Genomic DNA, 24881 nt, shown 5'->3' with positions numbered 1-24881 from the left:
AATCCAAAGCATTCACCGCGACGCACCCACGCCCCGACCGGCGCCCACCCGGCACGCGCCCTTCGCCTGTAGAGTCACACCATGTCCCGTAAACCCAAAAAAGGCTATTTCGTTCGCGGCCAGTTCGTCGCCGAAGGCAGCGAGATGGACGAACAACTGCAGCGCGAAATGCGCGGCGACGGCCCCAGCAAGACCGAGCTGAAAGCGCAAAGCACCGAGTTGCAGGCGCTGGGCGAAGAGCTGCTGGGCCTGCGCGCCGACCTGTTCACGCCGCTCGATCTGCCCACCAAGCTGGTCGACGCGCTGGCCGAGCTGCGCCGCATCACCAACTTTGAAGGCAAGCGCCGCCAGGCCCAGTTCGTGGGCAAGCAAATGCGCCTGCTGGACGAAGAGCAAATCGCCGCCATCCGCGCCGCGCTGGAAGTGCAGCGCAAAGGCTCGGCCAAAGACACGCTGCGCCTGCACGCAGCCGAAAACTGGCGCGACCGCCTGATCGCCGATGACGCGGCCGTCAACGCCTGGGTCACGCAGTTTCCTGAAACCGACGTGCAGCAGCTGCGCGCGCTGGTGCGCCAAGCCCGCAAAGACGCCCCCAGCGCCGCAGAGGCCCAAGTGGCCGAATCCCAAGGACAAGCGCCGCGCCAGGGCCGCGCGTTTCGCGAACTCTTCCAGCTGGTGCGCGACGCGCTGGAGCGCGCCGAAGCCGAGGCCGAGCAGCGCCCGGTGCAGCCGGTTGACCCGGATGACGCAGGTTATACCGGTGAAGCGCACGCCCGATAAGCGCCAGCAGCTACCGATTGAATAGCAAACAAGCATGAGCGAACGCACGCCAGACCCCGTCACCATCGGCATCGTGTCGATCAGCGACCGCGCCTCCACCGGCGCCTATGAAGACAAGGGCCTGCCCGCGCTGCAAGACTGGCTGACGCGCGCGCTGAAGAACCCGATCCGGTTTGAGCCGCGCCTGATCCCCGACGAGCAGGCCACCATCAGCCAAACGCTGATCGACCTGGTGGACGCGGGCTGCGCCCTGGTGCTGACCACCGGCGGCACCGGCCCCGCGCCGCGCGACGTCACGCCCGAAGCCACCCTGGCCGTGGCCGACAAGACCCTACCCGGCTTTGGCGAGCAAATGCGCCAGATCAGCCTGGCCTTCGTGCCCACCGCCATCCTGAGCCGCCAGGTGGCGGTGATCCGCGGGCAATCGCTCATCATCAACCTGCCCGGCCAGCCCAAGGCCATCGCCGAAACGCTGGAAGGCCTGAGGGCGGCCGACGGCAGCCAGAAAGTGCACGGCATCTTCGCCGCCGTGCCCTACTGCATCGACCTGATCGGCGGGCCCTACCTTGAAACGCACGACGCGGTGTGCAAGGCGTTTCGGCCCAAGAGCGCGGTGCGGCCAGCGTGACGCTATCGCCGCTGGCGGCGCATTCGTGCAGGATGTGCCGCAGCGCGGCATGTATCCTGGTGTAAAAACACGGGCTAAATTGCCTTTAAAACAAGTCGCCAGCGCCGGAGGGATCTGCGCGACCAGCTAGCTTTCTCATAGCAACATGCCTATCTACCGCTGCAACGCATGCGGCTTTGTGTCAGAAGACGCAGCCACACCTGTCGGCCAAACCACGGCCTGCAGCCGCTGCGGCCGCGCCAGCACCGTGTACGGCACGGTGTTCTTCGTCGAAAAACTGGTAGAGCGCTACGCCGCCGCCATGCGCGAATTGCAAGCCTTGCGCGCGGCGGACGACGACGAGCCGGCTAACCAGGGCGCTGCCGCGGAGGCTGCTGCCACCGCAGCGGGCGCAGGTGCCCAATTCACGGACGTGGACGCCCAGAACACGGCCAACTTCGCCACCGCAGAGCAACACCTGCCGTTGCAGGCGTGGTTTGCCGGCCGCAAGATCAACGCCACGTTCGACTACGCCCAGGTCGACACGACCGGCTTTTTTGACGACGCCGCGCGCCTGCTGGGCGACCGCCTGGACTTGTTCGGCGAGCTGATCGACCGCGTGGCTTTTGCCTACCGCAAGGGCCACGGCTGGATCAACCTGGAACTGGCGCGCCTGCCGCAGAAGGACGCCCAGGCCGTCAACCAACTGTGCCGCACGCTGTACGGCCACACGCTTTTTGGCCGGTACCACTACCAAAAGCCCGAAAAGATCGTGCGCCTGACGCTGCAAACCGCGCCTGCCGTACGCCGCTTTTTTGAAGGCGGCTGGCTGGAGTGGTACGTGTTTCTGGAAGCGCTGGAGGCCTGCAAAGCCGTCGGTCGGCGCCAAATCTCCTGCGCGCGCGGCGTGAAAGTCACCTTCCCGAATGAGGACCTGCACGAGCTGGACGTGGTGGTGCTACCCGCTGGTCGCACGCCGGTGGTCGTCGAGTGCAAAAGCGGTGAGTTTCAGCGCGACCTGGACAAGTACCTGCGCCTGCGCAAGCGCCTGGGGCTGGAACGCCAGCACTTCGTGATCTGCTCGCCGCACATCGCCGACGACCAGGCTGGCGGCCTGTCGGCCATGTACGACCTGACATTTGTCAACCTGCGGCTCCTGCGGGCACACCTGCAGACCGTGCTGTAGGCGACTTATCCCGATCCTGCGCATGGCCAGTGCTGCGTCGCCGCCCAAGCGCGAAAGCAGCGCGAAGCGTCGTGCCTACTTGCCCACCAGCTCGTTCAGCTTGTCGGCCTCGAAGCTCTCTTCCAGCGCCGCTTCCTTGGGCACGCAGCCCGGGTCCATCTTGCAGGCCAGGCGTTCGACGGCCTGCCACAGCAGGGCGATCTGGTGTTCCTGGCTGGCGGTGCCGTCGATCAGGCCGCGCAGCGCCAGGCTGACCGGGTCATCGCTCTGGGTGATGCCGTAGGCCGAAAAGCCCAGCTTGGCCGCTGCGGCTTCGCGCCGGGCGTCGGCCTCGGCGTGGATGATGCGCGCGGGGTTGCCCACCGCCGTGGCGCCCGCGGGCACCGGCTTGGTGACCACCGCGTTGCTGCCGATCTTGGCGCCGTCGCCCACCGTGAAGCCGCCCAGCACTTGGCTGTTGGCGCCCACGATCACGCCCTTGCCCAGCGTGGGGTGGCGTTTGCTGCCCTTGGTGAGCGAGGTGCCGCCGAGCGTGACGCCCTGGTAGATGGTGCAGTCGTCGCCGATCTCGGCCGTCTCGCCAATCACCACGCCCATGCCGTGGTCGATGAAGACGCGCTCGCCAATCGTGGCGCCGGGGTGGATTTCGATGCCCGTGAGAAAACGCCCCCAGTGCGATATCCAGCGCGCCAGCCAGAACCAGCCGGCGCCCCACAGCGGGTGCGCGATGCGGTGCAGCACCAGCGCATGAAAGCCGGGGTAGGAAAACACGACGTCCCACACGCTGCGCGCGGCGGGGTCGCGCTCCAGAATGGCGTGGGTGTATGAGCGGATGCGCTGCAGCATGGTGGGGAGCGAGTCTACCGCCGCTGCCGGCTATGGGCGGCAGGCTGAGTTGGGAAACCCCAGGGGGCCAGTGCCATGTGAGTGGCGCGGCTCTACACAACTCATCAATCGGCCTCAGAGCGCGCCTAGGCCCGATTTCCTACCAAGCGCAAGCCACCTCCATGGCGTGTCCGGGCACCCCTGCCGGCGGTGCACGCTGGTAGGCAGCGGGTTCAGCGGCTCCCGAGTTCCGGTCGTTCCGCTAAGCCCGGAGCGGCGCGGACCGGAAACATTCGGCTGTATTTAGATGTTTTTTGATACAAAATACCTACCTTCACCAACCGCAGTTCACCCACCTTCGCCAAGGATTCGCCGATGCCCACGCTGCCCCCTCTACGCTTCGCCCCGTTGGCTTCACGCACAGACGCCCCGCGCGGCCGACCGGGCCTGCGTCGTGCACTGGCCGTTGCGGGCTGTGCCTGGCTGCTGGGCCTGGCGGCGCCCTCGGCCCACGCGCAGGCGATGTTGCTGAACTTCGATGCCATTCCTTGTCCCACCAGCGCTATCCCCAACGGCACGGGCGGCCTGAATTGGGCCAACATGTTCTGCGCCGATGGCCCAACAACGGGAGGGGGTTACGCTACTGGCACCGTCTCCAGCCCCAACATCGCGTTCAATGCGGGCGGGAACCCCGCCACGGTCACGCGCAGCGGTGGCGGCGTGTTTTCACTGAGCAGCGCGCAACTGACGACAGCGTTCACACCCGCTCCGCAGGTGCGAGTCGAAGGCTTTGTCGGCGCCACGTCGGTCGCCTTGCTGACCTTCTCGCCCACCAACACGGGCCCCACGCTGGTGGACCTGAGCCCGATCGTCAATGTCGACCGGGTGGTTTTCACCAGTGTGCCTGGGGGAGCGTACCAGCAGTTTGTGCTGGACGACCTGAACTACATCCTGGGGTCGGCGCACACCATCACCGCCACCGCAGCACCCGCCGCCGGTGGCAGCGTGTCCTGCACGCCCAGACCGGTGCCGGACGGCGCCAGCACCACCTGCACCGCCGTGCCGGCCGCCGGTTACACCGTGGCCAGCTTCACCGGCTGTACCCGCGTGGGCACCACGGACACCTGCACCCTCACCAACGTCACGGCGCCGGCCACGGTGTCGGCCAGCTTCGCGGCGGCGGTGCCGGTGCCCACACTCAGCCAATGGGCGCTGGCGCTGCTGGGTTTGCTGGCGGCGGCGCTGGGGCTGCGGCGGCTGCGCCGCTGAAGCGGCTGGCGCGGCGCCGTCTGCCGTGCGCGGCGGCGCCCTGCATCGCCTTCGCGATCCCGCGCAGGATGTGGATTTCCTCCACCGTGGGTTGCGCGCGGTTGAACAGCTGCGTGAGGCGCGGCATCAGCTTCTTGGGCGCAGCTGGGTCCAGAAAGCCGATGTCGACCAGCGCGCTTTCCCAGTGCGCCAGCATGCCGGCCTGTTGGGCGGCGTCGGCGTGGTGGGGGGCGGCGGTGGCGGGTTGCACGCCGAAGCCCCAGCCGCACGCGGCCAGCGCCTGGCGCCAGTCGTAGGCGATCAGCTGCACGGCGGCGGCGATGTTGAGCGAGCCGTAAGACGGATCGGTGGGGATGCTGAGGGCCACGTTGCAGCGGTACACGTCTTCGTTGGCCATGCCGTAGCGCTCTGAGCCAAACAAGAACGCCACGCCCTGCGGCTGGCTTAAATCCAGTGTGCCATTGATAGCCAAATCGCCTTCTAGCGCTGGTGTAGTCTGCGCTGGCAGCTCTGGTTTCAATAGCAAATTGAAGTGCTCGCGCGGGGCGCGCGTGGGCGGGCCGAAGTCGCGCGGGGTCATGGCGGTGGCGCACAGGTGGGTCATGCCGTGCAGCGCTTCTTCCAGCGTGGCCACGCTGCGGGCGCGCTGCAGCACGTCGGCGGCGCCGCTGGCGCGTTCGATGGCCTCGTCGCGGCTCAGCACGTCGGGCCAGCGGGGGCGCACCAGCACCAGGTCGTCAAAGCCCATCACCTTCATGGCGCGGGCGACGGCGCCCACGTTGCCGGCGTGGCTGGTTTCTATCAAGACAAAGCGCGTGCGGGGCTGAAGCATGCGGCGATTGTCGCGCGCCGGGCTGGGCCGCCCCCGGCACGGCAGGCGGCTAACATCGCCGCTTTCCTTTCAACCAACGCCTGAGCATGACCACCGAAACCATCGCCAACGTCACCCTGACCACCAAGGCCAACGTCTACTTTGACGGCAAATGCGTGTCGCACGGCTTCACCGCCGCCGACGGCAGCAAGGCCAGCGTGGGCGTGGTGCTGCCCGCCACGCTGACTTTCACCACCGGCGCCGCCGAAACCATGGAATGCGTGGCCGGCAGCTGCGAATACAAGCTGGCCGGCTCGGACGCATGGCAGCGCTCATCCGCTGGCGAAACCTTCAGCGTGCCGGCCAATTCGTCGTTCGACATCCGCGTGACCGACAGCTACCACTACATCTGCCGCTACGCCTGAGCGCTAACCCAACGCTACTGAAGCGATAGCTGCCAGCGCCGGCTGCACCAGCGCTGGCAGCTTTTTTTATGCCCTGTTCGCACCACCTGACAGTCCGGTATACAGGTGCCATCAGCATCTAATTAATTGCTTAAAGCAATCAATTGCCGTATGCTGACCCGCATGACCCGCGACGAAATCGACCCTGCCGACGTCAAGCTGCTGCGCGCCTTCAACCGCACGTACACCCAGCGCATCAGTGTGCTGGAGCCTTACCTGGGCAGCGCGCTGTCGCTGACCGAGGTGCGCATCCTGTATGAGCTGGCGCACCAGGGGCCGTGCGCGGCGGCCGATCTGGCGCGCGATCTGACGCTGGACGCGGGCTACCTCAGCCGCGTGCTGCGCCAGTTCACGCAGCAGGGCTGGATCACCGCCGCGCCGCACCCCGATGACGCGCGCCGCAAGCAACTGGCGCTGACGCCCGCCGGCTGGGCGGTGTTTGAGCCGCTGCAGCAGCGCTCACGCGAGCAGGTCGCCGATTTGCTGGCCACGCTGGCGCCCGATCAGCGCGCGCAGCTGGTGGCCGCGCTGCGCACCGCGCACGGGCTGCTGGCCCCGGCGCAGGCGCCCACCCGCACTGCCGTGCTGCGCGAGCCGCGGCCCGGCGACATGGGCTGGGTGATCGAGCAACACGGCGCGCTGTACGCCAGCGAGTTTGGCTGGAACAGCGAATTCGAGGCGCTGGTGGCCGAGATCGTCGCGGGCATGCTGCGCACGCACGACCCGGCGTGGGAGCGCGGGTGGATCGCCGAGCTGGACGGCCAGCGCGTGGGCTCGGTCTTCGTGGTGCGCAAAAGCGCCACCGAGGCGCAGCTGCGCCTGCTGATCCTGGCGCCCGCCGCGCGCGGGCTGGGCCTGGGCGGGCGGCTGACCGACGAATGCGTCGCCTTCGCCCGCGCCAAGGGATACGCCAAGCTGGTGCTGTGGACCAACGCCAACCTGGCCGCGGCGCGCGCCATCTACGCGCAGCGCGGCTTTCAGCGGGTGGCCAGCAAGCCGTACCACGGCTATGGGCAGGATTTGGTGGGCGAGACGTGGGAGCTGGGGCTGCAAGCTGCGGGGTAAGGCGCGACTGGCGGCCGGCGCGTCGCGGCGGGCATGGCGTCGGACCGCATGAACCCGTGAGTTTTCGGCGAGTGCGTTCATTCGTTTGACCACCGGCACCGCCCAGCCAACGCTATCGTTCAGATAGCTGCCAGCGCCCATCTGGCCTGCGCCAGAGGCATTTTTCTTCATCCATCCATCGACTGACGGACTGCGGGTAACACCCGTCGCCGAGGCGCCAGAACCACCGCCCACGCGCGCCAGCCCCGTGCTACGCTGACCCGATGCCCCCAAACAATGCACGAGACAGGCCCACCGACGATGGCGCCAGCCTGGTGGATTCGCGCACCGCAGCGTGGCGGCTGCTGACCACGCTGGGGCTGGTGGCGCTGGGCAACAGCAGCATGTACGTGGTGTCGGTGGTGCTGCCGGCGGTGCAGGCCGAATTCGGCGTGGGGCGCGGCGCTGCATCGCTGCCCTACACGCTGATGATGGTCAGCCTGGGCCTGGGCGGCATCTTCACCGGCCGCCTGGCTGACCGGCACGGCATTGCCCCTGTGTTGACGATGGGCGCGGCGGCGGTGTGCGCGGGCTACCTGTGGGCGGCGCTGTCGCCCAGCATCTGGTCGTTTGGGCTGGCGCACGCGCTGCTGGGCTTTCTGGGCGGCGCCGCCACGTTCGCGCCGCTGATGGCCGACACCACGCTGTGGTGGGCCAAGCGGCGCGGCATGGCGGTGGCCGTGTGCGCCAGCGGCAACTACCTGGCCGGCGCGGTGTGGCCGCCGCTGGCGCAATGGGGCATCACCCACTACGGCTGGCGGCCCACTTACATGGTGCTGGGGCTGGTGTGCGGCGTGGGCATGGCGCTGCTGGCTTTGCGCATGCGCCAGCCGCCGCCCGCGCTGAACGCGGCAGCGGCGGCGCCGGTGGCCGGGCGCGCATCGCCCAGCGACCGCCCGTTTGGCCTGCCGCCCGTGCAGGCGCAATGGTGGCTGTGCGTGGCGGGCGTGGCCTGCTGCGTGGCGATGGCCATGCCGCAGGTGCACATCGTGGCCTACTGCACCGACCTGGGTTACGGCGCCGTGCGCGGGGCAGAGATGCTGTCGGTCATGCTGCTGTGCGGCATCGTCAGCCGCCTGGTGTCGGGCTGGATTTGCGACCACATTGGCGGCATCCGCACGCTGCTGCTGGGCTCGGCGCTGCAGGGGCTGGCGCTGCTGCTGTTCTTGCCCTTCAACGGGCTGGTGCCGCTGTATGTGATTTCGGGGCTGTTCGGGCTGTTTCAGGGCGGCATCGTGCCGTCTTACGCGATCATCGTGCGCGAGCATTTTTCGCCGCGCGAAGCGGGCGCGCGCGTGGGCGCCGTGATCATGGCGACCATGCTGGGCATGGCGCTGGGCGGGTGGATGTCGGGCTTCATCTTCGACCAGACGGGCAGCTACCGCGCGGCCTTTCTCAACGGCATCGCCTGGAACCTGCTGAACCTGAGCATCGCCAGCTGGCTGTACTGGCGCACGCGCACCGGCGGCGGCGCACACGCGCGCTGGCGCGCGGGCTGAGGCCGCGCATCCACCAGCAGCGGGCCATGTCTTGGGCGCATGGCTACCATCGGCGGCACCACCTAAGGAACTGCCATGAAATCAGCGCGCGAAATACCCTGCCCGGCAAGATCGTCTCGATCGTGCGGGGGCCTGTTTCCACCGAGGTCACGCTGGAAATAGCGCCCGGCATCCAGATCACGTCCAGCATCACCACGCACTCGGCCGACGCCCTGCAGCTGAAGGAGGGCGGGCAGGCCTACGGCGTTATCAAGGCGTCGTCGGTGATGATCGGCGTGGACGACTGAATCACTTCATCCGCTCGTCCGACAGCGTGGTCGGCAAGCGGGTAAGACCCTGGGCGAACCAGCCGATGCGCTCTGTCTGGCGCACGTCCAGCGCGGGCACATAGGGCTTGATGTCCAGCACCGGCGTGCCGTGCAGCATGTCGTTGCCCAGAAAGTGCAGCACGCACCCTTGCACGCGCACCAGCTGCACGATCGACAAGCCAATGCGGTTGGGCCGCGCCGGTGCGCGCGTGGCAAACACGCCGTGGCTTTGCGTGTCCATAAAGGGCACCACCTCCAGCTTTTCGGTCGCCTGATGCAGGTGGGTGATCAGCATCAGGTATTCAAACCCTTCGATGTCGCGCAGGCCCGCGGCGAATTCGTCGAACACCTGCAGGCTGCCCTGCACTTCGCCCGTCGCCAAGGTCTGGATGGGCATGCCGCCGGTCGATCTGAACGGGCTTTGCACCACACCGATGGGGCGCAGCGTGACGGGGGCTGATTGGGGCAGTGGTGGCGGCATGGCGGCTTGGGCGTTCAATGAGCAGACTGAGGTGCCGAAGGGCACGCCTTGGCATTCTGGCCGCAGCCGAAACCCGCCGTCACCCCGCTCAGCCGTTGCCCTGCCAACCCATCTGCAAGCCGACCTCGATGGCCGCTTCTTGCAAGCCCTGCTGCGCCGCATTGCCCAAGGCGTCTTGCGCACCCTGCAGGCACACGGCCAGCGCGCTTTCCCAGTCGCCTTGCAGCAGCAGCGCGCCAGCGCGGTCGCTGATGGCGGCGGGCAAGTGCGGCACCGCCGCCAGGATCGCGGCCTCGGCCCGGCCCTGCGCGTCAAAGCCGGGTGCGGCCGCAAACCGCGCCACAAAGCCGGTGGGCAGCAGCGCGGCGATGCACTGGCGCGCGGCCGCATCGTCCGGCAGGCGCAGCACGGGCTTGCCGCCGCCCACGGCTTGGTTGACCACGGTGCGCGCTTCGTCGGCATTCAAACCGGCGTGCGCCTGCATCGCGGCCAGCGCGCGCGGCTTGTCGCGCACACGGCGCAGGCGAAAGATTTCAATGGCGCGCACGGGCGACGGATTTGCTACACAGTTGATAGCTGCCAGCGCTGGTGGCGCCTGCGCTAGCAGGCTAAATGACCACAGGCTCCGGCTCCAGCCGGATGCCGAAGCGCTCGTACACACTGGTCTGGATGGCCTTGGCCAGGGTCATCACTTCGCCGCCGGTGGCGGGGTTGTCGGCGCCGCCGCGGTTGACCAGCACCAGCGCCTGCTTGTCGTACACGCCAGCATTACCCACGGCTTTGCCCTTCCAGCCGCAGGCGTCGATCAGCCAGCCGGCGGCCAGCTTCACGCTGCCGTCGGGCATGGGGTAATGCACCACCTTCGGGTCGCGCCCGATGATGTCCTGGCACTGCTCGGGCGTGACGGTGGGGTTCTTGAAGAAGCTGCCGGCGTTGCCGATGACGGCCGGGTCGGGCAGCTTGGCGCGGCGGATGTCCACGATCCAGTCAAACACCTGCTGCGCGCTGGGGGCGGTGACGCCCGTCTCGGCCATCTTGCGCTCCAGATCCAGGTAGCCCAGCATGGGCTGCCAGGCGTGGGGCAGCGCAAACCGCACGCGCAAAATCAAGGCGCGGCCGGCCAGGCCAAAGTCGCCCTCGGCCAGCGCGGTGTGCTTGAACACCGAGTCGCGGTAGCCAAAGCCGCACTGCGCCGCGTTCAGCGTGAACTGCTCGCCCGTGTGCAGGTCGATCGCGTCCAGCTCGTGAAAGCGGTCTTGCAGCTCCACCCCATACGCGCCGATGTTCTGCACCGGGCTGGCCCCCACAGTGCCGGGGATCAGCGCCAGGTTTTCCAGGCCGGGCAGGCCTTGCGACAACGTCCAGGCGACGAAGTCGTGCCAGACCTCGCCCGCGCCAGCTTCCACGATGGTGTGCCGCTCGTCGCTGCGCACCACCCGGCGCCCGGGCACTTCCACCTTCAGCACGGTGGCCTTGACGTCGCCAGTCAGCACGATGTTGCTGCCGCCGCCCAGCACGAAGCGCGGCTGCATCGCCAGTTCGGCATCGGCCAGCACGGCGCGCACGTCGGCTTCGCTGCGCACGCGCACCAGTTGGGCGGCGCGCGCGGCAATGCCAAAGCTGTTGAGCGGCTGCAGGGGCACGTTGCGTTCCACGATCATGGGAGAATTGTCGCACCGCAACACCTCGCCCCCCTGCGCGCCATGCGCCCGAAACGGGCCAATGGCACCGCAGCGATGCACCCCATGGCCATCGAAATCTCCAAGCAGGATCGCCAGCAGGCCATTGAGTCGCTGATGCGCTACGCCGCCGAGAACTTTGACGAGCGCATGGGCAACGTGGGCGCGGGCGCCCTGCTCGGCTTTTTCCTGGAAGAGATCGGCCCGCTTGTCTACAACCAGGCGGTGGCCGACGTGCAGGAGCGCCTGCTGGCGCGGGTGCAAGAGGTGGACCTGGAAGTCCACCAAGACGCTTTTCAATACTGGCGCAAGTTCGACCGGCCCCACCGCTGACCAGCGGCCCCGGCGTGTGCGCGCCACGGCAGCCTAGGAGTGAAAACCATGCCTTCTTTCGACACAGTGTGCGACCCCGACATGGTGGAAGTGAAAAACGCGGTAGAGAACACCGCCAAAGAGATCGGCACGCGCTTTGACTTCAAGGGCACCAGCGCCGGCATCGAGCTGAAAGACAAGGAAATCACCCTGCTGGGCGACGCCGACTTTCAGCTGCAGCAGGTGGACGAAATCCTGCGCAACAAGCTGGCCAAGCGCAACGTGGACGTGCGCTTTCTGGACAAGGGCACCGTGCAAAAGGTGGGCGGCGACAAGGTCAAGCAGGTGGTGAAGGTGCGCAGCGGCATCGCCACCGAAGACGGCAAGAAGATTCAGAAGCTCATCAAAGACAGCAAGCTGAAGGTGCAGGCCTCGATCCAAGGCGACGCGGTGCGCGTGACGGGCGCCAAGCGCGACGACCTGCAGGCGGTGATGGCGCTGCTGCGCAAGGACATGGCCGACCTGCCGCTGTCGTTCGATAACTTCAGGGATTGAGCCCTCTCCCCCCTTGAGTCGCGCTGCGCGCGCCTTCCCCCCTGGGGGACGCGCCTGGTGCCCGGGGAAACCCCGTGCACGGGCGCCCGGGCTGTCGGCGCGCTGATTGATCCTTTTTAGTCCATCTATCCATGCGCCTTCTTCACGCCCTGTTGGCCGCTACCGTGGTCACCGCCAGCCTGTCTGCGGTTGCGCAAAGCGTTTCCCTGCAAGGCATGCTGGGCAACAAGGCGCTGTTGATCGTCAACGGCGGGGCGCCGCGCGCCGTGGCGCCGGGGGACACGCTGCAGGGCGTGAAGGTGCTGTCAACCAACGGCGACCAGGCCGTGGTGATGGTGGACGGCCAGCGCGTCACGCTGCGCGTGGGCGAATCGCCCGCCAGCGTGGGCGGCGCGATGCGCTCGGGCGCAGACCGAGTGTCGCTCACGGCGGATGCCGCCGGGCATTTCTTCACCGCGGGCAGCATCGACAACCGGCCTGTGCAGTTCATGGTGGACACCGGCGCCACCGTGGTCGCGCTGGGGCAGGCCGAGGCCGACCGCCTGGGCCTGAACTACCGCAGCGGGCGCCCAGTGCGCATGGGCACGGCCAACGGCGTCGCCACCGGCTGGGCGATCAAGCTGGGGCAGGTGCGCGTGGGCGACGTGATCGCCTACGACGTGGACGCTGTCGTCACGCCCATGGGCATGCCCGCGGTGCTGCTGGGCAACAGCTTTCTCAAGCGTTTCAACATGCGGCGCGACGGCGATGTGATGACGCTGGTGCGGCGCTGATGCGCGACCCGCGCGGATCTGCCCTTGGCTTGTCGCGGCGATAGCTGATCGGCCTTAGTGACCGAATCGGCCGCGGCGGCAGGCTGCACAAGCGCCGCAAGCTACACAATAAATAGCAAAAAGGCTGCTCGCACTCAGCGCTGCGCGGCCGTCACCACCACTTCAATCTTCCAGCCCGGCTGGCCCAATGCGGCCTGCACGGTGGCGCGCGGCGGCGTGTGGCCTGGGGCCACCCAGGCGTCCCACACCTCATTCATGCCCGCCATATCGGCCATGTCGGCGAGGTAGATCTGCGTGCGCAAGATGCGCGTTTTGTCGGACCCGGCCTCGGCCAGCAGCCGGTCGATCTGCGCCAGCACATCGGCGGTCTGCCCGCGGATGTCGGTGGCGCCGTCCTCGGGCACCATGCCCGCCAGGTAGACCACGCCGTTGAACACCGCCATTTCAGACAGCCGCGCCCCCACGTGAAAGCGCTGGATATCGGTTGATCTCATGGTTTTTTCTTGCTCCCTAGTTTGGATTCGGTGCCTGCCCACAGGCGGCGGATGTTCTCGCGGTGGCGCCAGATCAGCAGCACACCCATGGCCATCAGGGCCAGCGTTTTCTCGCCCGATGCCTGCCAGGCCACGCCGTTGCCCAGCAGGTAGTAGGCCGGGGCAAACAGCGCCGCCACCATGGAAGCCAGCGAAACGTAGCGAAAGAAGAAAACGATGATGGCGAACGTTGCCACCGTGGCCAGCGCCAGCAGCGGCTGGAAGGCCAGCAGCACGCCCACCGCAGTCGCCACGCCCTTGCCGCCTTGAAATTTGAAGAACACCGGGTACAGGTGACCCAGGAACGCCGCCAGGCCCACGGCAGCCATCGTGCCGTCGCCCAGGCCGTAGGGTTCGCCAAACCACTTGACCAGCATCACCGGCAGCCAGCCTTTGAAGGCGTCCAGCAGCAGCGTCGCGATGGCCGCCTTTTTGCTGCCCGAGCGCAATACGTTGGTGGCACCCGGGTTGCCGCTGCCGTAGCTGCGCGGGTCGGACAAGCCCATCGCCCGGCTGACGATGACGGCAAAGCTGAGTGAGCCCAGCAAGTACGCCGCCAGCGCGGCCAACCAGGGCAAGACCATGAAAATACTCCTGAAACAATAGCTGCCGGCGCAGGTGCTTCTTGCGCAAGATGGCTATTTTGCCATCAGCTTCTGCCGGCAAAAGACGGCCACTACCTGCCCCGCCGCCGAGCAGGCGAAGGCGATGCGCGCCCCCGGCGAAGAGGTATGGCTACAGGTCAATGGCGCAGTGCACCGGCTTGGCGCCCAGCAGCTGCATGCACACCTGCGGATCGATGCCCACCAGGTAGCCGCGCCGCCCGCCGTTGATGCCGATGCGCGGCAGCTCGAGGATGGTTTGCTCGATGTAGACGGGCATGTCGCGACGCGTTGCAAAGGGCGATGTGCCGCCCACCAGGTAGCCGCTGTGGCGGTTGGCCACCTCGGGCTTGCACGGTTCGACCGACTTGGCGCCGATCTGGCGCGCCAGGTTCTTGGTGCTGACCTTGCGGTTGCCGTGCATCAGCACGATCAGCGGCTTGGCGTCCTGGTCCTGCATGACCAGTGTCTTGACGACGGTGTACGGGTCAAAGCCCAGCACCTCGGCGCTGTGCTCGGCACCGCCGTGTTCAACGTATTCGTAGGGATGCTCAGTGAACGCCACGCCCCGCGCGCGCAGCAAGGCGGTAGCGGGGGTTTCGCTGACGTGGGCGGCTTTGGCCTTGCTCATGGCGCGGCGACCGTGTCGGGGTGGATGGCGCCCGTCAGGCGGCGCCCGCGTCGTCGTCGGACTCGTGCAGCTCTTCGTCGCGACTCTTCACGGCGGCGCGCAAGTCCAGCAGGATCGAAGTCAGCTCCAGATTGCCCTTGCGACCGGCGATTTCGGCCATGGTGACCAGGTCGCGCCCAAAGCGCTCGCGCTGCTCTTGCGACAGGATCTGCGTCAGGCACAGGGTGACGACGGCCATGGCGTCGATCACGGCGTTGAGCGAGGCCGTGTTCAGCGGCAGTTCGGTGTGGCGTGCGGGCATGGCGTGGGCGTTTCGGGTGACGTGTAAGGCTCAGTGGGCCGGTATCTTAGCCTTCGACGGCACGGGCGCGGCGCGCGGCCGCCTGCCAGCGCAGCCGCACGCGCAGCGGTGGCTTACGCCGCCGGGTCGCGCCACTGCTGGCGCAGCGCATCGCAGGCGGCCAGCACTTCGGGGGTGAGCTGCACGGCCCACGCATCCAGGTCTTGATCCAGCTGGGCCAGCGTGGTCACGCCGATGATGGTGCTGGCCACGCGCCAGCTGCGGTAGCAGAACGCCAGCGCCAGTTGCGTGGGCGTCAGCCCGTGCTCGCGCGCCAGCGCGTTGTAGCGCTGGGCGGCCTGCAGCGCCTCGGGGCGGCCCCAGCGCTGGTTCTTCATGCGGTCGAACAGGCTCATGCGCCCGCGCGGCGCGTCGGCCGCGTGGATGCCGGTGGCGTCGTACTTGCCGGACAGCGTGCCGAACGCCAGCGGCGAATACGCCAGCAGGCTGACGTGCAGGCGGTGGCAGGTTTCGTCCAGACCGTTGTCGTACACGCGGCTGGTCAGCGCATAGGGGTTTTGCGTGCTGACGATGCGCGGCAGGCCATGCTGTTCGGCCAGGCGCACGAATTCGTGCACGCCATACGGCGTTTCGTTGGACAGGCCGATGTGGCGCACCTTGCCCGCCTTGACCAGGGCCGCCAGCGCGTCCAGCTGCTCGCGGATGGGCGTCTCGGTGGTTTCCTTGGTGGGGTCGTAGTAGATGCCGCCGAACGCGGGCACGTGCCGCTCGGGCCAGTGGATCTGGTACAGGTCGATCACGTCGGTCTGCAGCCGCTTCAAGCTGGCGTTGCACGACGCATGGATGTCGGCCGCCGTCATGCCCTTGCCTTCGCGCACCCAGGGCATGCCGCGCGACGGCCCGGCCACCTTGCTGGCCAGCACGATGCGCTGGCGCATGCCCGGGCGCGCAGTGAGCCAGTTGCCGATGATCGTCTCGGTCGCGCCGTAGGTGCCGGCGCTGGGCGGCACGGGGTACATCTCGGCCGTGTCGATGAAGGTCACGCCGCGCTCCACGGCGCGGTCCAGGATGGCGTGGGCGTCGGGCTCGGCCACTTGTTCGCCAAAGGTCATGGTGCCCAGGCAGATGGGGGTGACGCGCAGGTCGCTTTCGCCCAGGGCGACGGGGTTCATGGCAAGGCTCATGCTGAAAGGCGTTGGGTTCGGTTGCTGAAGGCTCGTCAGTTTACGGATTTGCGAACGTGGGCCAAGGCGGCCCTGGCACGGCGCGGGCAGTGCAGGCACTGGGCGATCGGTAGCGACCCGCTTGCGCAGAAACTGACAGCAAAAAACGGCCCCAGCGCACGCTGCACCAGCGCTGGCAGCTATCAACTTGATAGTCTCCAGCCAACCAAATGGGCCCGCGTGCGGCCATGGCGCGATGTCGCCCACGGCTCGCCACGCCAGCGCGGCTTTCGGAATAATCCGCGCCATGCCATCTGTCGCCCCCTACCAGCCCCTGCGCCCCTCGCGCAGCGAAACGCTTGCCATCCGCCACCAGCGCTACCACGTGCGGCTGTGGGGCAACGCGGCGTCCACCCAGCCACCGCTGGTGATGGTGCACGGCTGGATGGACGTGGCCGCGTCGTACCAGTTCACCGTGGATGCGCTGTCGCCCGAGCTGTTGGCGCAGCGCCTGATCGTGGCACCCGACTGGCGCGGCTTTGGCCACACCACCGGGCCCGCCTGCGACCACTACGCCTTTGCCGACTACCTGGGCGACCTGGACGCGCTGCTCGACCACTACGCCCCCGGCCAAGCCGTGGACCTGATCGGCCACAGCATGGGCGGCCACATCGCCATGATGTACAGCGGCGCCCGGCCCGCGCGCATACGGCGGCTGATCAACCTGGAAGGCTTTGGCATGCCCGCGGCGCAGCCCGCCCAGGCGCCCACGCGGTACGCCAAGTGGCTGGATGAGCTGAAGGCGCTGCACCGCGGCGACAACGCCCTCAAGACCTACGACAGCGTCGCCGGCGTGGCCGAGCGCCTGATGAAGACCAACCGCCGCCTGCCCGCCGACAAGGCGCATTGGCTGGCGCGCCAGTGGTCGGCCGAGCGCGTGCAGGCCGACGGCAGCACGCGCTGGGAAATCCTGGGCGATGCCGCGCACCGCGTGGTCAATGCGCACCTGTTTCGCGTGGACGAAATCCGCGCGCTGTACGCCGCCATCACCGCGCCGGTGCTGATGGTGCTGGCCAGCGACGACAGCCTGGGCGGCTGGTGGGGCGGACGCTTCACGCAGGCCGAATTCCAAGAGCGGCTGGCCGCGGTGCCCAACTTGAAGCAAGCCACGCTGCCGGATTCGGGCCACATGCTGCACCACGACCAGCCCGAGCTGCTGGCGCGCCAGATCGAAGCCTTTTTGGGCTGACGGCAGCCCCGCCGGGGCCCGCGCGGCCAAGCGCTCGGCCCCGCCCCCTGAACAGCCCCACCGGGCCTTCGGCCCCTGAGCCCCCGCGCGCCCATCGGCGTACGCGGGGGAGTTTCTGTCTGGCGGCCCCCAAAGCAGCGCCGAGGCCCAAAGCACAGGTTTCTGTGCTGTGCAAGATACAGATTTCGCTAAAAAACTGGCGCGCAGATGCCCTGCCCGCTATAACCGGGGGGCGCAAAAAATTACAAGCGTAATCAACGCCCTGCGGCCAGACCGCACCAGGCTGACTCAGCGACGACGCCTGAACCATTGCACTTAGAGGAGACCCGCAGCATGCCTTGGCAGCAAATTTACGACCCGATGGGCAGCATGGTGCTGTCCACTTTCTTGGCCGCCATCCCGGTGGTGGTGATGCTGGGCGCGCTCGGCTTCTTTCATATCAAGGCGCACATCGCCGCGGGCATGGGCCTGATCGCGGCTCTGGCGGTGGCGATCTTTGCCTACGGCATGCCCGCCGACATGGCTGGCCGCGCCGCCATGCTGGGCGGCTTCACCGGCCTGCTGCCCATCGGCTGGATCGTGCTGAACATCATCTTCCTGCACCAGCTGACCGAGCAAAACGGCAGCTTCAAGGTGCTGCAGGATTCGCTCTCGGGCATCACCGAAGACCGCCGCATTCAGTTGCTGCTGATCGCCTTCTGCTTTGGCGCCTTCTTTGAGGGCGCGGCAGGCTTCGGCACGCCCGTGGCGGTGACGGCGGCCATCCTGATCGGCCTGGGCTTTTCGCCGCTGGCCGCCTCAGGCCTTTCGCTGATCGCCAACACCGCGCCCGTGGCCTTTGGCGCCCTGGGCACGCCGGTGATCACGCTGGCCCAGGTGCACGGCTACGACCTGCACCAGGTCACCGCGATGATCGGCCGCCAGCTGCCCTTCTTCTCACTGCTGGTGCCGTTCTGGCTGATCTGGGCCTTTGCCGGCCGCAAGGGCATGATGGAAATCTGGCCCGCCATCCTGGTCACCGGCCTGTCGTTTGCAATTCCGCAGTACCTGGTGTCCAACTTCATGGGCCCTGAGCTGGTGGACATCATCGCCGCCATCGTCTCCATGCTGACCCTGGTCGCCTTTCTGCGCGTGTGGCAGCCCAAGCGCGTCTGGACGTCGCCCGCCATGCGCGGTAAGGACCCGAGCGCCGCCGAGGCCAAGCCGCCGCAGCCCGTGGTCAAGCATTCCAAGGAAGCCCTGATCGCCGCCTGGACGCCCTGGGCCATCCTGTCGGTGTTCGTGTTCATCTGGGGCCTGCCGCCCGTCAAGGCGTGGCTGAACAGCATCTTTGCGCCCAAGTTCCCGATCGACGGGCTGCACAACCTGGTGATGAAGGTGCCGCCGGTCGTGACCACGCCGCACCCCGAGGCGGCCGTGTACACGCTCAACCTGCTGTCGGCCACGGGCTCGGGCATTCTGCTGGCCGCCATCGTCAGCGCGCTGGTGATGAAGTACAACCCCGTCGCCATCGTGCGCACGTTCTTCAAGACGCTGTGGCTGGTGCGCTATTCGCTGCTGACCATCGTGCTGATGCTGGCACTGGGCACGCTGACGCGCTTCTCGGGCACCGACACCACGCTGGGTCTGGCCTTCGCCAACACGGGCATCCTCTACCCCTTCTTCGGCACCCTGATGGGCTGGATGGGCGTGGCGCTGACGGGCTCGGACACCGCGTCCAACGTGCTGTTCGGCGGCATGCAGAAAGTGGCGGCCGAGCAGCTGGGCCTGTCGCCCAACCTGATGGGCGCAGCCAACAGCTCGGGCGGCGTGATGGGCAAGATGATCGACGCGCAGTCGATCGTGGTGGCCTCTACCGCCACGCGCTGGTTCAACAAGGAAGGCGAGATCCTGCGCTACGTCTTCTTCCACTCCATCGCGCTGGCTTGCCTGGTGGGCCTGTACGTGACGATGCAGGCCTACGTGTGGCCGTTCACGCTGATGGTGGTCAAGTAAGCACGGCGCTTTGCCGCACACTGACCGCAAAGGACCGCTTCGGCGGTCCTTTTTGCTTTTTGGCCGGCTGCGGGCCAGCCCCCGGCTGTCCGCAGCGGCCGCGATGCCGCCACGGCGCAGGCATGAGAAAATTGCGGGTTACGCGCGCCTGAAGCGGCGCCACGCTTTTAATCGAAAGACAGAATTCCATGGACGCAGAACGCATCAACCAGATTGGCTCTCGCATCGACGACCTGCGCGCGCGCGCCGACGCGCTACGGGGGTATCTTTGACTACCCTGCCAAAGCCGAACGCCTGAGAACCGTCAACGCTTCGCTGGAAGACCCGGCGGTCTGGAACGACCCCAAGAAAGCCCAGGAGCTGGGCAAGGAAAAGAAGGCGCTGGACGGCGTCGTCATCGTGCTGGACGAGATCACGCAGCAGCTGTCGGACAACGCCGAGCTGTACGACATGAGCCGCGAGGAAGGCGATGAAGGCGCGCTGCAGTCGATCGACGACGACGTGTCCGGCATTGCCACAACGGTGCAGGACCTGGAGTTCCGCCGCATGTTCAACCAGCCGGCCGACCCGAACAACGCGTTCCTGGACATTCAGGCCGGCGCGGGCGGCACCGAAGCCTGCGATTGGGCCAGCATGCTGCTGCGCCAGTACCTGAAGTACGCCGAACGCAAGGGCTTTTCCACCGAGATCCAGGAAGAAACGCCGGGCGACACGGCGGGCATCAAAAGCGCCACGATCAAGATCGACGGCGAATACGCCTTCGGCCTGCTGCGCACCGAAACCGGCGTGCACCGCCTGGTGCGCAAGTCGCCCTTCGATTCGTCCGGCGGGCGCCACACCAGCTTTGCCAGCGTGTTCGTCTACCCCGAGATCGACGATTCGATCGAGATCGAGATCAACCCGTCCGACGTGCGCACCGACACGTACCGCGCGTCCGGCGCAGGCGGCCAGCACATCAACAAGACCGACTCGGCCGTGCGCCTGACGCACATCCCCACGGGCATCGTCGTGCAGTGCCAGGACAGCCGCAGCCAGCACAGCAACCGCGACGTGGCCTGGCGCCGCCTGCGCAGCCGCCTGTACGACTTCGAGATGCGCAAGCGCCTGGAAGAGCAGCAGAAGCTGGAAGACAGCAAGACCGACGTGGGCTGGGGCCACCAGATCCGCAGCTACGTGCTGGACAACAGCCGCATCAAGGACTTGCGCACCAACGTCGAGATCAGCGCCACGCAGAAGGTGCTGGACGGCGACCTGGACGCGTTCATCGAGGCTTCGCTCAAGCAAGGCGTTTGACGTCGCGGGCGTGAGGCGCCGCCTGCGCCCAGTGCGCGGCGGCGGGCACACGCCTCGGACCCAACAGGCAGCACGGGCTTGGAATGAGGCGCTATCCGTTCCGCCAAGCGCCCTTGGAGCCGCCGCCGGCCCTGTCTGCCTTGGCAAAACCCGCCCGCCAGCTGACCCAGGTGCCTGCCACTTGTACACGTCACCGGATGTACGCAGGCGTTGTCGGCGCCGGCAAGCGTGGGACAATCCGCTGCTTGGCGCGGCTGAGGGGCGGTCGGCCGCAGCGGTTGCCGCTGGGGCGTTCAGGCTGGCGCCCACCGCCTTCGATCCGATGGATGAAAGGCAAAGCCCAGCGGCCTGGTAAAGGCGTTCACGCTCAAGCACCCTGCAGCCCCGGCGATGGCGACCCGCGTGGCGCCCCACAGGCAGACATTCAGCCAAAGATCACATTCATATCGGCCGCCAGCGCTTACGCCAACAGCGCTGGCAGCTATTAACTTCATAGTAAATAGGAGCTCGGATGCGCGAAGGACACAACACCGTCACCCGACGTCAAGACTACGCCCCGCCCGCTTTCTGGATCGACATCGTCCACCTGACGTTCGACCTCGAGCCGACCAAGACGCGCGTGCTCAACAAGATGGTGCTGCGCCGCAACCCCGACGTGCCGGCGCAGCCGCTGCGCCTGGACGGCGACGAGCTGAACCTGGCGCGCGTCATGCTGGCCGGCCAGGGCTGCAGCTTCCGCATGGAAGGCGAAACGCTGGTGCTTGAAAACGTGCCCGAAGGCACCGAGCCTTTCGAGCTGGAGGTGTTCACCACCTGCAACCCCGAGAAGAACAGCAAGCTGATGGGCCTGTTCATGAGCGGGGGCGACTTCTTCACCCAGTGCGAGGCCGAGGGCTTCCGGCGCATCACCTACTTCCTGGACCGGCCGGACGTGATGGCCACCTACACCGTCACGCTGCGCGCCGACAAGGCGCGCTACCCGGTGCTGCTGTCCAACGGCAACCTCGTGGACGAGGGCGACCTGGAAGGCGGGCGCCACTTCGCCACCTGGCACGACCCGTTCAAGAAGCCCAGCTACCTGTTCGCCGTGGTGGCGGGCCAGCTGGTGGCGCGCGAGCAGCGCATCACCACCCGCGCGGGGCGCGAGCATCTGCTGCAGGTGTACGTGCGCCCGGGCGATCTGGACCAGACCGAGCACGCGATGAATTCGCTGATCCACTCGGTGCTGTGGGACGAAGCGCGCTTTGGCCTGGCGCTGGATCTGGACCGCTTCATGGTCGTGGCCACGTCCGACTTCAACGCCGGCGCGATGGAAAACAAGGGCCTGAACATCTTCAACACGAAGTACGTGCTGGCCAAGGCGTCCACCGCCACCGACGCCGACTTCGACGCCGTGGAAAGCGTCATCGGCCACGAGTACTTCCACAACTGGACGGGCGACCGCGTCACCTGCCGCGACTGGTTCCAGCTGAGCCTGAAAGAAGGCCTGACCGTGTTCCGCGACCAGGAATTCAGCCAGGACCTGGCCGGCACGCCCAGCGCGCGCGCCGTCAAGCGCATTCAGGACGTCATCAACCTGCGCGCCGCGCAGTTCCCTGAAGACGCCGGCCCCATGGCCCACCCGGTGCGGCCCGACGAATACCTGGAAATCAGCAACTTCTACACCACCACCATCTATGAAAAAGGTGCCGAGGTGGTGCGCATGTACCAGACCCTGGTGGGCCGCGATGGCTTCCGCAAGGGCATGGACCTGTACTTCCAGCGGCATGACGGCCAGGCCGTGACCTGCGACGATTTCGCCGCCGCCATGGCCGACGCCAACCCCGACAGCGAGCTGGCGCGCCTGCTGCCGCAGTTCAAGCGCTGGTACAGCCAGGCCGGCACGCCGGTGGTGAAGGCGCAGGGCCAATACAACGCGGCCGCCCGCACCTACACCCTCACGCTGTCGCAAAGCTGCGCGGCCACGCCCGGCCAGCCGCACAAAGCGCCTTTTGTCATCCCGGTGCGCATGGGCCTCGTGGGTGCCGACGGGCGCGACCTGCCCCTGCAGCTGGACCACTGGCAGCGCCCGGTGGAAGGCAGCCACACGCTGGTGCTGACCGAGCCCACCGCCACCTACACCTTCGTGGGTGTGGATAGCGAACCCGTGCCTTCGCTGCTGCGCGGCTTCTCTGCCCCCGTCGATCTGGAATGGGAGGCCACGCCCGAGCAGCTGCTGCACCTGCTGGCCAACGACAGCGACCCGTTCAGCCGCTGGGAAGCCGGCCAGCGCCTGGCGCTGCGCACCGCTATCGAACAGATAGCTGCCAGCGCAGGCGCCACCAGCGCTGCACCGCTGAATGATGCTTATCTGGCGGCGCTGCGCACCGTGCTGCGCCACCCCGATCTGGACGCCGCCTTCAAGGCCCTGGTGCTCACCCTGCCTGATGAGGACTACATCGCCGACCAGCTGGACGTGGTGGACCCGCAGCGCATCCACGCCGTGTGCGACGCGATGGCGCTGCAGCTGGCCACCGCCCTGCAGGCCGACTGGGCCTGGGCTTTTGAAGAGCACCAGCACACCGGCGCCTACTCGCCCGACCCGGTCTCCGCAGGCCGCCGCGAACTGGCGGGCCTTGCGCTGCACCAGCTGTGCCTGGCCGCCACGCACGGTGGCGAGCTGGTCTGGCCTGGCCGCGCCTACCAGCGCTTCAAGGACGCGGGCAACATGACAGACCGGCTCAACGCCCTGTCCGCCCTGGTGGGCAGCGGGCACGATCTGGCGGGCCGCGCGCTGCAACGCTACTACGAGCTGTTCCGCCACGAGCCGCTGGCGCTGGACAAGTGGTTTTCGCTGCAAGCCCGTGCGCCCGACCGCGGCGGCAACGTGCTGCCGCAGGTGCGCGCGCTGCTCAAGCACCCGGATTTCAGCCTGCGCACGCCCAACCGCGCGCGCAGCCTGGTCTTCAGCTTCTGCCACGGCAACCCCGCCGCCTTCCACCGCGCCGACGCCGCCGGCTACGCCTTCTGGGCCGACCGCGTGCTGGAGCTGGACGCAATCAACCCGCAAGTCGCCGCCCGCCTGGCCCGCGCCATGGACAGCTGGGCGCGCCTGGCCGAGCCCTACCGCAGCGCCGCGCGCGAAGCCATCGCCCGCGTGGCCGCCAAGCCCAGCCTGAGCAACGACGTGCGCGAGGTGGTGACCCGCTCGCTGGCCGATCACGGCAACGGCGAAGCCGCTGCGGCCAAGGCCCTGGCCGACAGCCCCGAAGCGCCCGCCCCCGAGGCGCGCACCGCCCCCACCCCCGACACCCAGATGAGAGACCAACAGCAATGAGCAGCCGCATTTCCCTCACCCGTTACCTGGTTGAAAAGCAGCGCGTCGACGGCCACATCCCCGGCCAGCTCCGCCTGCTGCTGGAAGTGGTGGCGCGCGCCTGCAAGCGCATCAGCTTCGAGGTCAACAAGGGCGACCTGGGCCACGTCATGGGCAGCGCCGGCAGCCAGAACGTGCAGGGCGAGGTGCAGAAGAAGCTGGACATCATCGCCAACGAGGTGCTGATCGAAGCCAACGAATGGGGCGGCCACCTGGCGGCCATGGCCAGCGAGGAAATGGAAGGCATCTACGTGGTGCCCAACCGCTACCCGCAAGGCGAATACCTGCTGCTGTTCGATCCGCTGGACGGCTCCAGCAACATCGACGTGAACGTCAGCATCGGCACCATCTTCAGCGTGCTGAAGATGCCCGACGACGCCAGCGGCGTGAGTGAAAAAGACTTCCTGCAATCCGGGCGCCACCAGGTCGCGGCTGGCTATTGCGTGTACGGCCCGCAGACCACGCTGGTGCTGACGGTGGGCGACGGCGTGCACGTGTTCACGCTGGACCGCGAGCAAGGCAGCTTCGTGCTCACCCAGGAAAACCTGCGCATTCCTGAAGACACGAAGGAATTCGCCATCAACATGAGCAACATGCGCCACTGGGACAGCCCCGTGCGCCGCTACATCGGCGAATGCCTGGCCGGCAAGGAAGGCCCGCGCGGCAAGGACTTCAACATGCGCTGGATCGCCAGCATGGTGGCCGACGTGCACCGCATCCTGATGCGCGGCGGCGTCTTCATGTACCCATGGGACAAGCGCGAGCCGAACAAGCCCGGCAAGCTGCGCCTGATGTACGAGGCCAACCCCATGAGCTGGCTCGTCGAGCAAGCCGGCGGCGCCGCCACCAACGGCCGCCAGCGCATTCTTGAAGTGCAGCCCACGCAACTGCACGAACGCGTCAGCGTGATCCTGGGCAGCAGGAACGAGGTGGAGCGAGTGACGCAGTACCACCTGGAGGCAGGCTCGGCGACCTGAGCCGCACAAGCCGGTTGGTCGGGCCGAGTGCTGTCAAAAAGCATAGCTGCCAGCGCTTGATGGGCAAGCGTGAGGCCGAGTTTCAATCAGTAAGAACCATTCCCAGCAAGGCCACTAACAGGACAGCCC

26 protein-coding genes are annotated in these 24881 nt (G+C 67.4%); 16 read left to right on the top strand and 10 right to left on the bottom strand.

The annotated features are described in order from the left end of the window. Positions 1-81 precede the first annotated feature (81 nt). From yjgA to C6570_RS09305, 3 genes are all read left to right on the top strand, one after another. The gene (gene yjgA / locus C6570_RS09315; protein WP_106702955.1) at positions 82-780 is read left to right on the top strand and encodes a ribosome biogenesis factor YjgA; all 699 of its coding nucleotides are present in this window, start codon (positions 82-84) and stop codon (positions 778-780) included. Positions 781-814: 34 nt separating this feature from the next. Next, a complete protein-coding gene (mog, locus tag C6570_RS09310; RefSeq protein ID WP_106702954.1) occupies positions 815-1408 on the top strand; it encodes a molybdopterin adenylyltransferase in 594 nt (197 codons plus the stop codon). A 145-nt stretch (positions 1409-1553) separates the two neighbouring features. Beyond that, on the top strand, positions 1554-2573 hold the full coding sequence (locus C6570_RS09305) for a PDDEXK family nuclease (RefSeq protein ID WP_106702953.1): 1020 nt from the start codon (positions 1554-1556) through the stop codon (positions 2571-2573). A gap of 75 nt (positions 2574-2648) precedes the next feature. On the opposite strand, the gene cysE is transcribed toward C6570_RS09305, so the two are convergent. Then, positions 2649-3419, bottom strand: coding sequence for a serine O-acetyltransferase (cysE, locus tag C6570_RS09300; protein WP_106702952.1), 771 nt, complete (start codon positions 3417-3419; stop codon positions 2649-2651). A gap of 354 nt (positions 3420-3773) precedes the next feature. Here cysE and C6570_RS09295 point away from each other — a divergent pair, with 354 nt between their 5' ends. Beyond that, on the top strand, positions 3774-4667 hold the full coding sequence (locus C6570_RS09295; RefSeq protein WP_123812241.1) for an IPTL-CTERM sorting domain-containing protein: 894 nt from the start codon (positions 3774-3776) through the stop codon (positions 4665-4667). Here C6570_RS09295 and C6570_RS09290 read toward each other — a convergent pair. Then, positions 4597-5499 (bottom strand): RNA methyltransferase, encoded by a 903-nt coding sequence (locus tag C6570_RS09290; RefSeq protein WP_106702950.1) that lies wholly within the window; start codon positions 5497-5499, stop codon positions 4597-4599. The two genes, C6570_RS09295 and C6570_RS09290, sit on opposite strands and share 71 nt — an antisense overlap. A gap of 86 nt (positions 5500-5585) precedes the next feature. Here C6570_RS09290 and ppnP point away from each other — a divergent pair, with 86 nt between their 5' ends. From ppnP to C6570_RS09270, 4 genes are all read left to right on the top strand, one after another. After that, positions 5586-5903 carry a pyrimidine/purine nucleoside phosphorylase gene (ppnP, locus tag C6570_RS09285; RefSeq protein ID WP_106702949.1) on the top strand — a complete coding sequence of 106 codons (318 nt, stop codon included), beginning with the start codon at positions 5586-5588 and terminating at the stop codon, positions 5901-5903. Between the two features lie 162 nt (positions 5904-6065). Then, a complete protein-coding gene (locus tag C6570_RS09280; protein ID WP_245896144.1) occupies positions 6066-7007 on the top strand; it encodes a bifunctional helix-turn-helix transcriptional regulator/GNAT family N-acetyltransferase in 942 nt (313 codons plus the stop codon). 263 nt (positions 7008-7270) lie between these two features. After that, entirely contained in the window at positions 7271-8545 is a 1275-nt protein-coding gene (locus tag C6570_RS09275; RefSeq protein WP_106702947.1) for an MFS transporter, read from the top strand. A gap of 26 nt (positions 8546-8571) precedes the next feature. Continuing rightward, positions 8572-8832: a TOBE domain-containing protein gene (locus tag C6570_RS09270; RefSeq protein ID WP_106702946.1), complete on the top strand. Its 261-nt coding sequence runs from the start codon at positions 8572-8574 to the stop codon at positions 8830-8832. A gap of 1 nt (position 8833) precedes the next feature. Here the strand turns inward: C6570_RS09270 and tsaA are convergent, their stop codons facing one another. The 3 genes from tsaA to murB all read right to left on the bottom strand — a co-directional run bounded on the left by tsaA (position 8834) and on the right by murB (position 10995). Next, positions 8834-9334: a tRNA (N6-threonylcarbamoyladenosine(37)-N6)-methyltransferase TrmO gene (tsaA, locus tag C6570_RS09265; RefSeq protein WP_106702945.1), complete on the bottom strand. Its 501-nt coding sequence runs from the start codon at positions 9332-9334 to the stop codon at positions 8834-8836. Between the two features lie 88 nt (positions 9335-9422). Further along, positions 9423-9881, bottom strand: a complete 459-nt coding sequence (locus tag C6570_RS09260; protein ID WP_106702944.1) for a hypothetical protein — start codon at positions 9879-9881, stop codon at positions 9423-9425. A 61-nt stretch (positions 9882-9942) separates the two neighbouring features. Continuing rightward, the gene (gene murB, locus C6570_RS09255) at positions 9943-10995 is read right to left on the bottom strand and encodes a UDP-N-acetylmuramate dehydrogenase (protein WP_106702943.1); all 1053 of its coding nucleotides are present in this window, start codon (positions 10993-10995) and stop codon (positions 9943-9945) included. Between the two features lie 84 nt (positions 10996-11079). On the opposite strand from murB, the gene C6570_RS09250 reads away from it, so the two are divergent. The 3 genes from C6570_RS09250 to C6570_RS09240 all read left to right on the top strand — a co-directional run bounded on the left by C6570_RS09250 (position 11080) and on the right by C6570_RS09240 (position 12653). Then, positions 11080-11346 carry a DUF2164 domain-containing protein gene (locus tag C6570_RS09250; protein WP_106704615.1) on the top strand — a complete coding sequence of 89 codons (267 nt, stop codon included), beginning with the start codon at positions 11080-11082 and terminating at the stop codon, positions 11344-11346. Between the two features lie 48 nt (positions 11347-11394). Beyond that, the gene (locus C6570_RS09245) at positions 11395-11880 is read left to right on the top strand and encodes a YajQ family cyclic di-GMP-binding protein (RefSeq protein ID WP_106702942.1); all 486 of its coding nucleotides are present in this window, start codon (positions 11395-11397) and stop codon (positions 11878-11880) included. 131 nt (positions 11881-12011) lie between these two features. Beyond that, positions 12012-12653: a retropepsin-like aspartic protease family protein gene (locus tag C6570_RS09240; RefSeq protein ID WP_106702941.1), complete on the top strand. Its 642-nt coding sequence runs from the start codon at positions 12012-12014 to the stop codon at positions 12651-12653. A 134-nt stretch (positions 12654-12787) separates the two neighbouring features. On the opposite strand, the gene C6570_RS09235 is transcribed toward C6570_RS09240, so the two are convergent. The 5 genes from C6570_RS09235 to C6570_RS09215 all read right to left on the bottom strand — a co-directional run bounded on the left by C6570_RS09235 (position 12788) and on the right by C6570_RS09215 (position 15892). After that, positions 12788-13147 carry a RidA family protein gene (locus tag C6570_RS09235; protein WP_106702940.1) on the bottom strand — a complete coding sequence of 120 codons (360 nt, stop codon included), beginning with the start codon at positions 13145-13147 and terminating at the stop codon, positions 12788-12790. Next, positions 13144-13776, bottom strand: coding sequence for a glycerol-3-phosphate 1-O-acyltransferase PlsY (gene plsY / locus C6570_RS09230; protein ID WP_425437924.1), 633 nt, complete (start codon positions 13774-13776; stop codon positions 13144-13146). Before plsY ends, C6570_RS09235 begins: the two co-directional genes overlap by 4 nt. Positions 13777-13921: 145 nt before the next feature. Further along, entirely contained in the window at positions 13922-14419 is a 498-nt protein-coding gene (locus C6570_RS09225; protein WP_106702938.1) for an aminoacyl-tRNA deacylase, read from the bottom strand. A 34-nt stretch (positions 14420-14453) separates the two neighbouring features. Then, positions 14454-14720 (bottom strand): hypothetical protein, encoded by a 267-nt coding sequence (locus C6570_RS09220; RefSeq protein WP_106702937.1) that lies wholly within the window; start codon positions 14718-14720, stop codon positions 14454-14456. A 113-nt stretch (positions 14721-14833) separates the two neighbouring features. Next, positions 14834-15892 carry an aldo/keto reductase gene (locus tag C6570_RS09215; RefSeq protein WP_106702936.1) on the bottom strand — a complete coding sequence of 353 codons (1059 nt, stop codon included), beginning with the start codon at positions 15890-15892 and terminating at the stop codon, positions 14834-14836. Positions 15893-16190: 298 nt separating this feature from the next. Here C6570_RS09215 and C6570_RS09210 point away from each other — a divergent pair, with 298 nt between their 5' ends. The 5 genes from C6570_RS09210 (at position 16191) to C6570_RS09190 (ending at position 24752) form a co-directional block, all read left to right on the top strand. Continuing rightward, positions 16191-17132 (top strand): alpha/beta fold hydrolase, encoded by a 942-nt coding sequence (locus tag C6570_RS09210; protein ID WP_106702935.1) that lies wholly within the window; start codon positions 16191-16193, stop codon positions 17130-17132. 333 nt (positions 17133-17465) lie between these two features. Next, entirely contained in the window at positions 17466-19127 is a 1662-nt protein-coding gene (locus tag C6570_RS09205) for an L-lactate permease (protein WP_106702934.1), read from the top strand. A gap of 188 nt (positions 19128-19315) precedes the next feature. Then, positions 19316-20420 (top strand): peptide chain release factor 2 gene (prfB, locus tag C6570_RS09200; protein WP_106702933.1). Its coding sequence is split into 2 segments (ribosomal slippage): positions 19316-19396 and positions 19398-20420, totalling 1104 coding nucleotides; the frame shifts between segments, so codons are not numbered across the junction. 511 nt (positions 20421-20931) lie between these two features. Then, positions 20932-23736 (top strand): aminopeptidase N, encoded by a 2805-nt coding sequence (gene pepN / locus C6570_RS09195; RefSeq protein ID WP_106702932.1) that lies wholly within the window; start codon positions 20932-20934, stop codon positions 23734-23736. Next, positions 23733-24752 carry a class 1 fructose-bisphosphatase gene (locus C6570_RS09190; RefSeq protein WP_106702931.1) on the top strand — a complete coding sequence of 340 codons (1020 nt, stop codon included), beginning with the start codon at positions 23733-23735 and terminating at the stop codon, positions 24750-24752. Before pepN ends, C6570_RS09190 begins: the two co-directional genes overlap by 4 nt. Positions 24753-24881 lie beyond the last annotated feature (129 nt).

Origin of the sequence: Ottowia oryzae (genome assembly GCF_003008535.1) — a bacterium.
GTDB lineage: Bacteria > Pseudomonadota > Gammaproteobacteria > Burkholderiales > Burkholderiaceae_C > Ottowia > Ottowia oryzae.
This window is presented reverse-complemented; position numbering and strand designations above follow the sequence as displayed.

Excerpts from the sequence above, each read along its gene's own strand:
- yjgA (WP_106702955.1), top strand. The coding sequence starts at position 82 with ATGTCCCGTAAACCCAAAAAAGGCTATTTCGTTCGCGGCCAGTTCGTC.
- mog (WP_106702954.1), top strand. The coding sequence starts at position 815 with ATGAGCGAACGCACGCCAGACCCCGTCACCATCGGCATCGTGTCGATC.
- C6570_RS09305 (WP_106702953.1), top strand. The coding sequence starts at position 1,554 with ATGCCTATCTACCGCTGCAACGCATGCGGCTTTGTGTCAGAAGACGCA.
- cysE (WP_106702952.1), bottom strand. The coding sequence starts at position 3,419 with ATGCTGCAGCGCATCCGCTCATACACCCACGCCATTCTGGAGCGCGAC.
- C6570_RS09295 (WP_123812241.1), top strand. The coding sequence starts at position 3,774 with ATGCCCACGCTGCCCCCTCTACGCTTCGCCCCGTTGGCTTCACGCACA.
- C6570_RS09290 (WP_106702950.1), bottom strand. The coding sequence starts at position 5,499 with ATGCTTCAGCCCCGCACGCGCTTTGTCTTGATAGAAACCAGCCACGCC.
- ppnP (WP_106702949.1), top strand. The coding sequence starts at position 5,586 with ATGACCACCGAAACCATCGCCAACGTCACCCTGACCACCAAGGCCAAC.
- C6570_RS09280 (WP_245896144.1), top strand. The coding sequence starts at position 6,066 with ATGACCCGCGACGAAATCGACCCTGCCGACGTCAAGCTGCTGCGCGCC.
- C6570_RS09275 (WP_106702947.1), top strand. The coding sequence starts at position 7,271 with ATGCCCCCAAACAATGCACGAGACAGGCCCACCGACGATGGCGCCAGC.
- C6570_RS09270 (WP_106702946.1), top strand. The coding sequence starts at position 8,572 with ATGTCTTGGGCGCATGGCTACCATCGGCGGCACCACCTAAGGAACTGC.
- tsaA (WP_106702945.1), bottom strand. The coding sequence starts at position 9,334 with ATGCCGCCACCACTGCCCCAATCAGCCCCCGTCACGCTGCGCCCCATC.
- murB (WP_106702943.1), bottom strand. The coding sequence starts at position 10,995 with ATGATCGTGGAACGCAACGTGCCCCTGCAGCCGCTCAACAGCTTTGGC.
- C6570_RS09250 (WP_106704615.1), top strand. The coding sequence starts at position 11,080 with ATGGCCATCGAAATCTCCAAGCAGGATCGCCAGCAGGCCATTGAGTCG.
- C6570_RS09245 (WP_106702942.1), top strand. The coding sequence starts at position 11,395 with ATGCCTTCTTTCGACACAGTGTGCGACCCCGACATGGTGGAAGTGAAA.
- C6570_RS09240 (WP_106702941.1), top strand. The coding sequence starts at position 12,012 with ATGCGCCTTCTTCACGCCCTGTTGGCCGCTACCGTGGTCACCGCCAGC.
- C6570_RS09235 (WP_106702940.1), bottom strand. The coding sequence starts at position 13,147 with ATGAGATCAACCGATATCCAGCGCTTTCACGTGGGGGCGCGGCTGTCT.
- C6570_RS09225 (WP_106702938.1), bottom strand. The coding sequence starts at position 14,419 with ATGAGCAAGGCCAAAGCCGCCCACGTCAGCGAAACCCCCGCTACCGCC.
- C6570_RS09220 (WP_106702937.1), bottom strand. The coding sequence starts at position 14,720 with ATGCCCGCACGCCACACCGAACTGCCGCTGAACACGGCCTCGCTCAAC.
- C6570_RS09215 (WP_106702936.1), bottom strand. The coding sequence starts at position 15,892 with ATGAACCCCGTCGCCCTGGGCGAAAGCGACCTGCGCGTCACCCCCATC.
- C6570_RS09210 (WP_106702935.1), top strand. The coding sequence starts at position 16,191 with ATGCCATCTGTCGCCCCCTACCAGCCCCTGCGCCCCTCGCGCAGCGAA.
- C6570_RS09205 (WP_106702934.1), top strand. The coding sequence starts at position 17,466 with ATGCCTTGGCAGCAAATTTACGACCCGATGGGCAGCATGGTGCTGTCC.
- pepN (WP_106702932.1), top strand. The coding sequence starts at position 20,932 with ATGCGCGAAGGACACAACACCGTCACCCGACGTCAAGACTACGCCCCG.
- C6570_RS09190 (WP_106702931.1), top strand. The coding sequence starts at position 23,733 with ATGAGCAGCCGCATTTCCCTCACCCGTTACCTGGTTGAAAAGCAGCGC.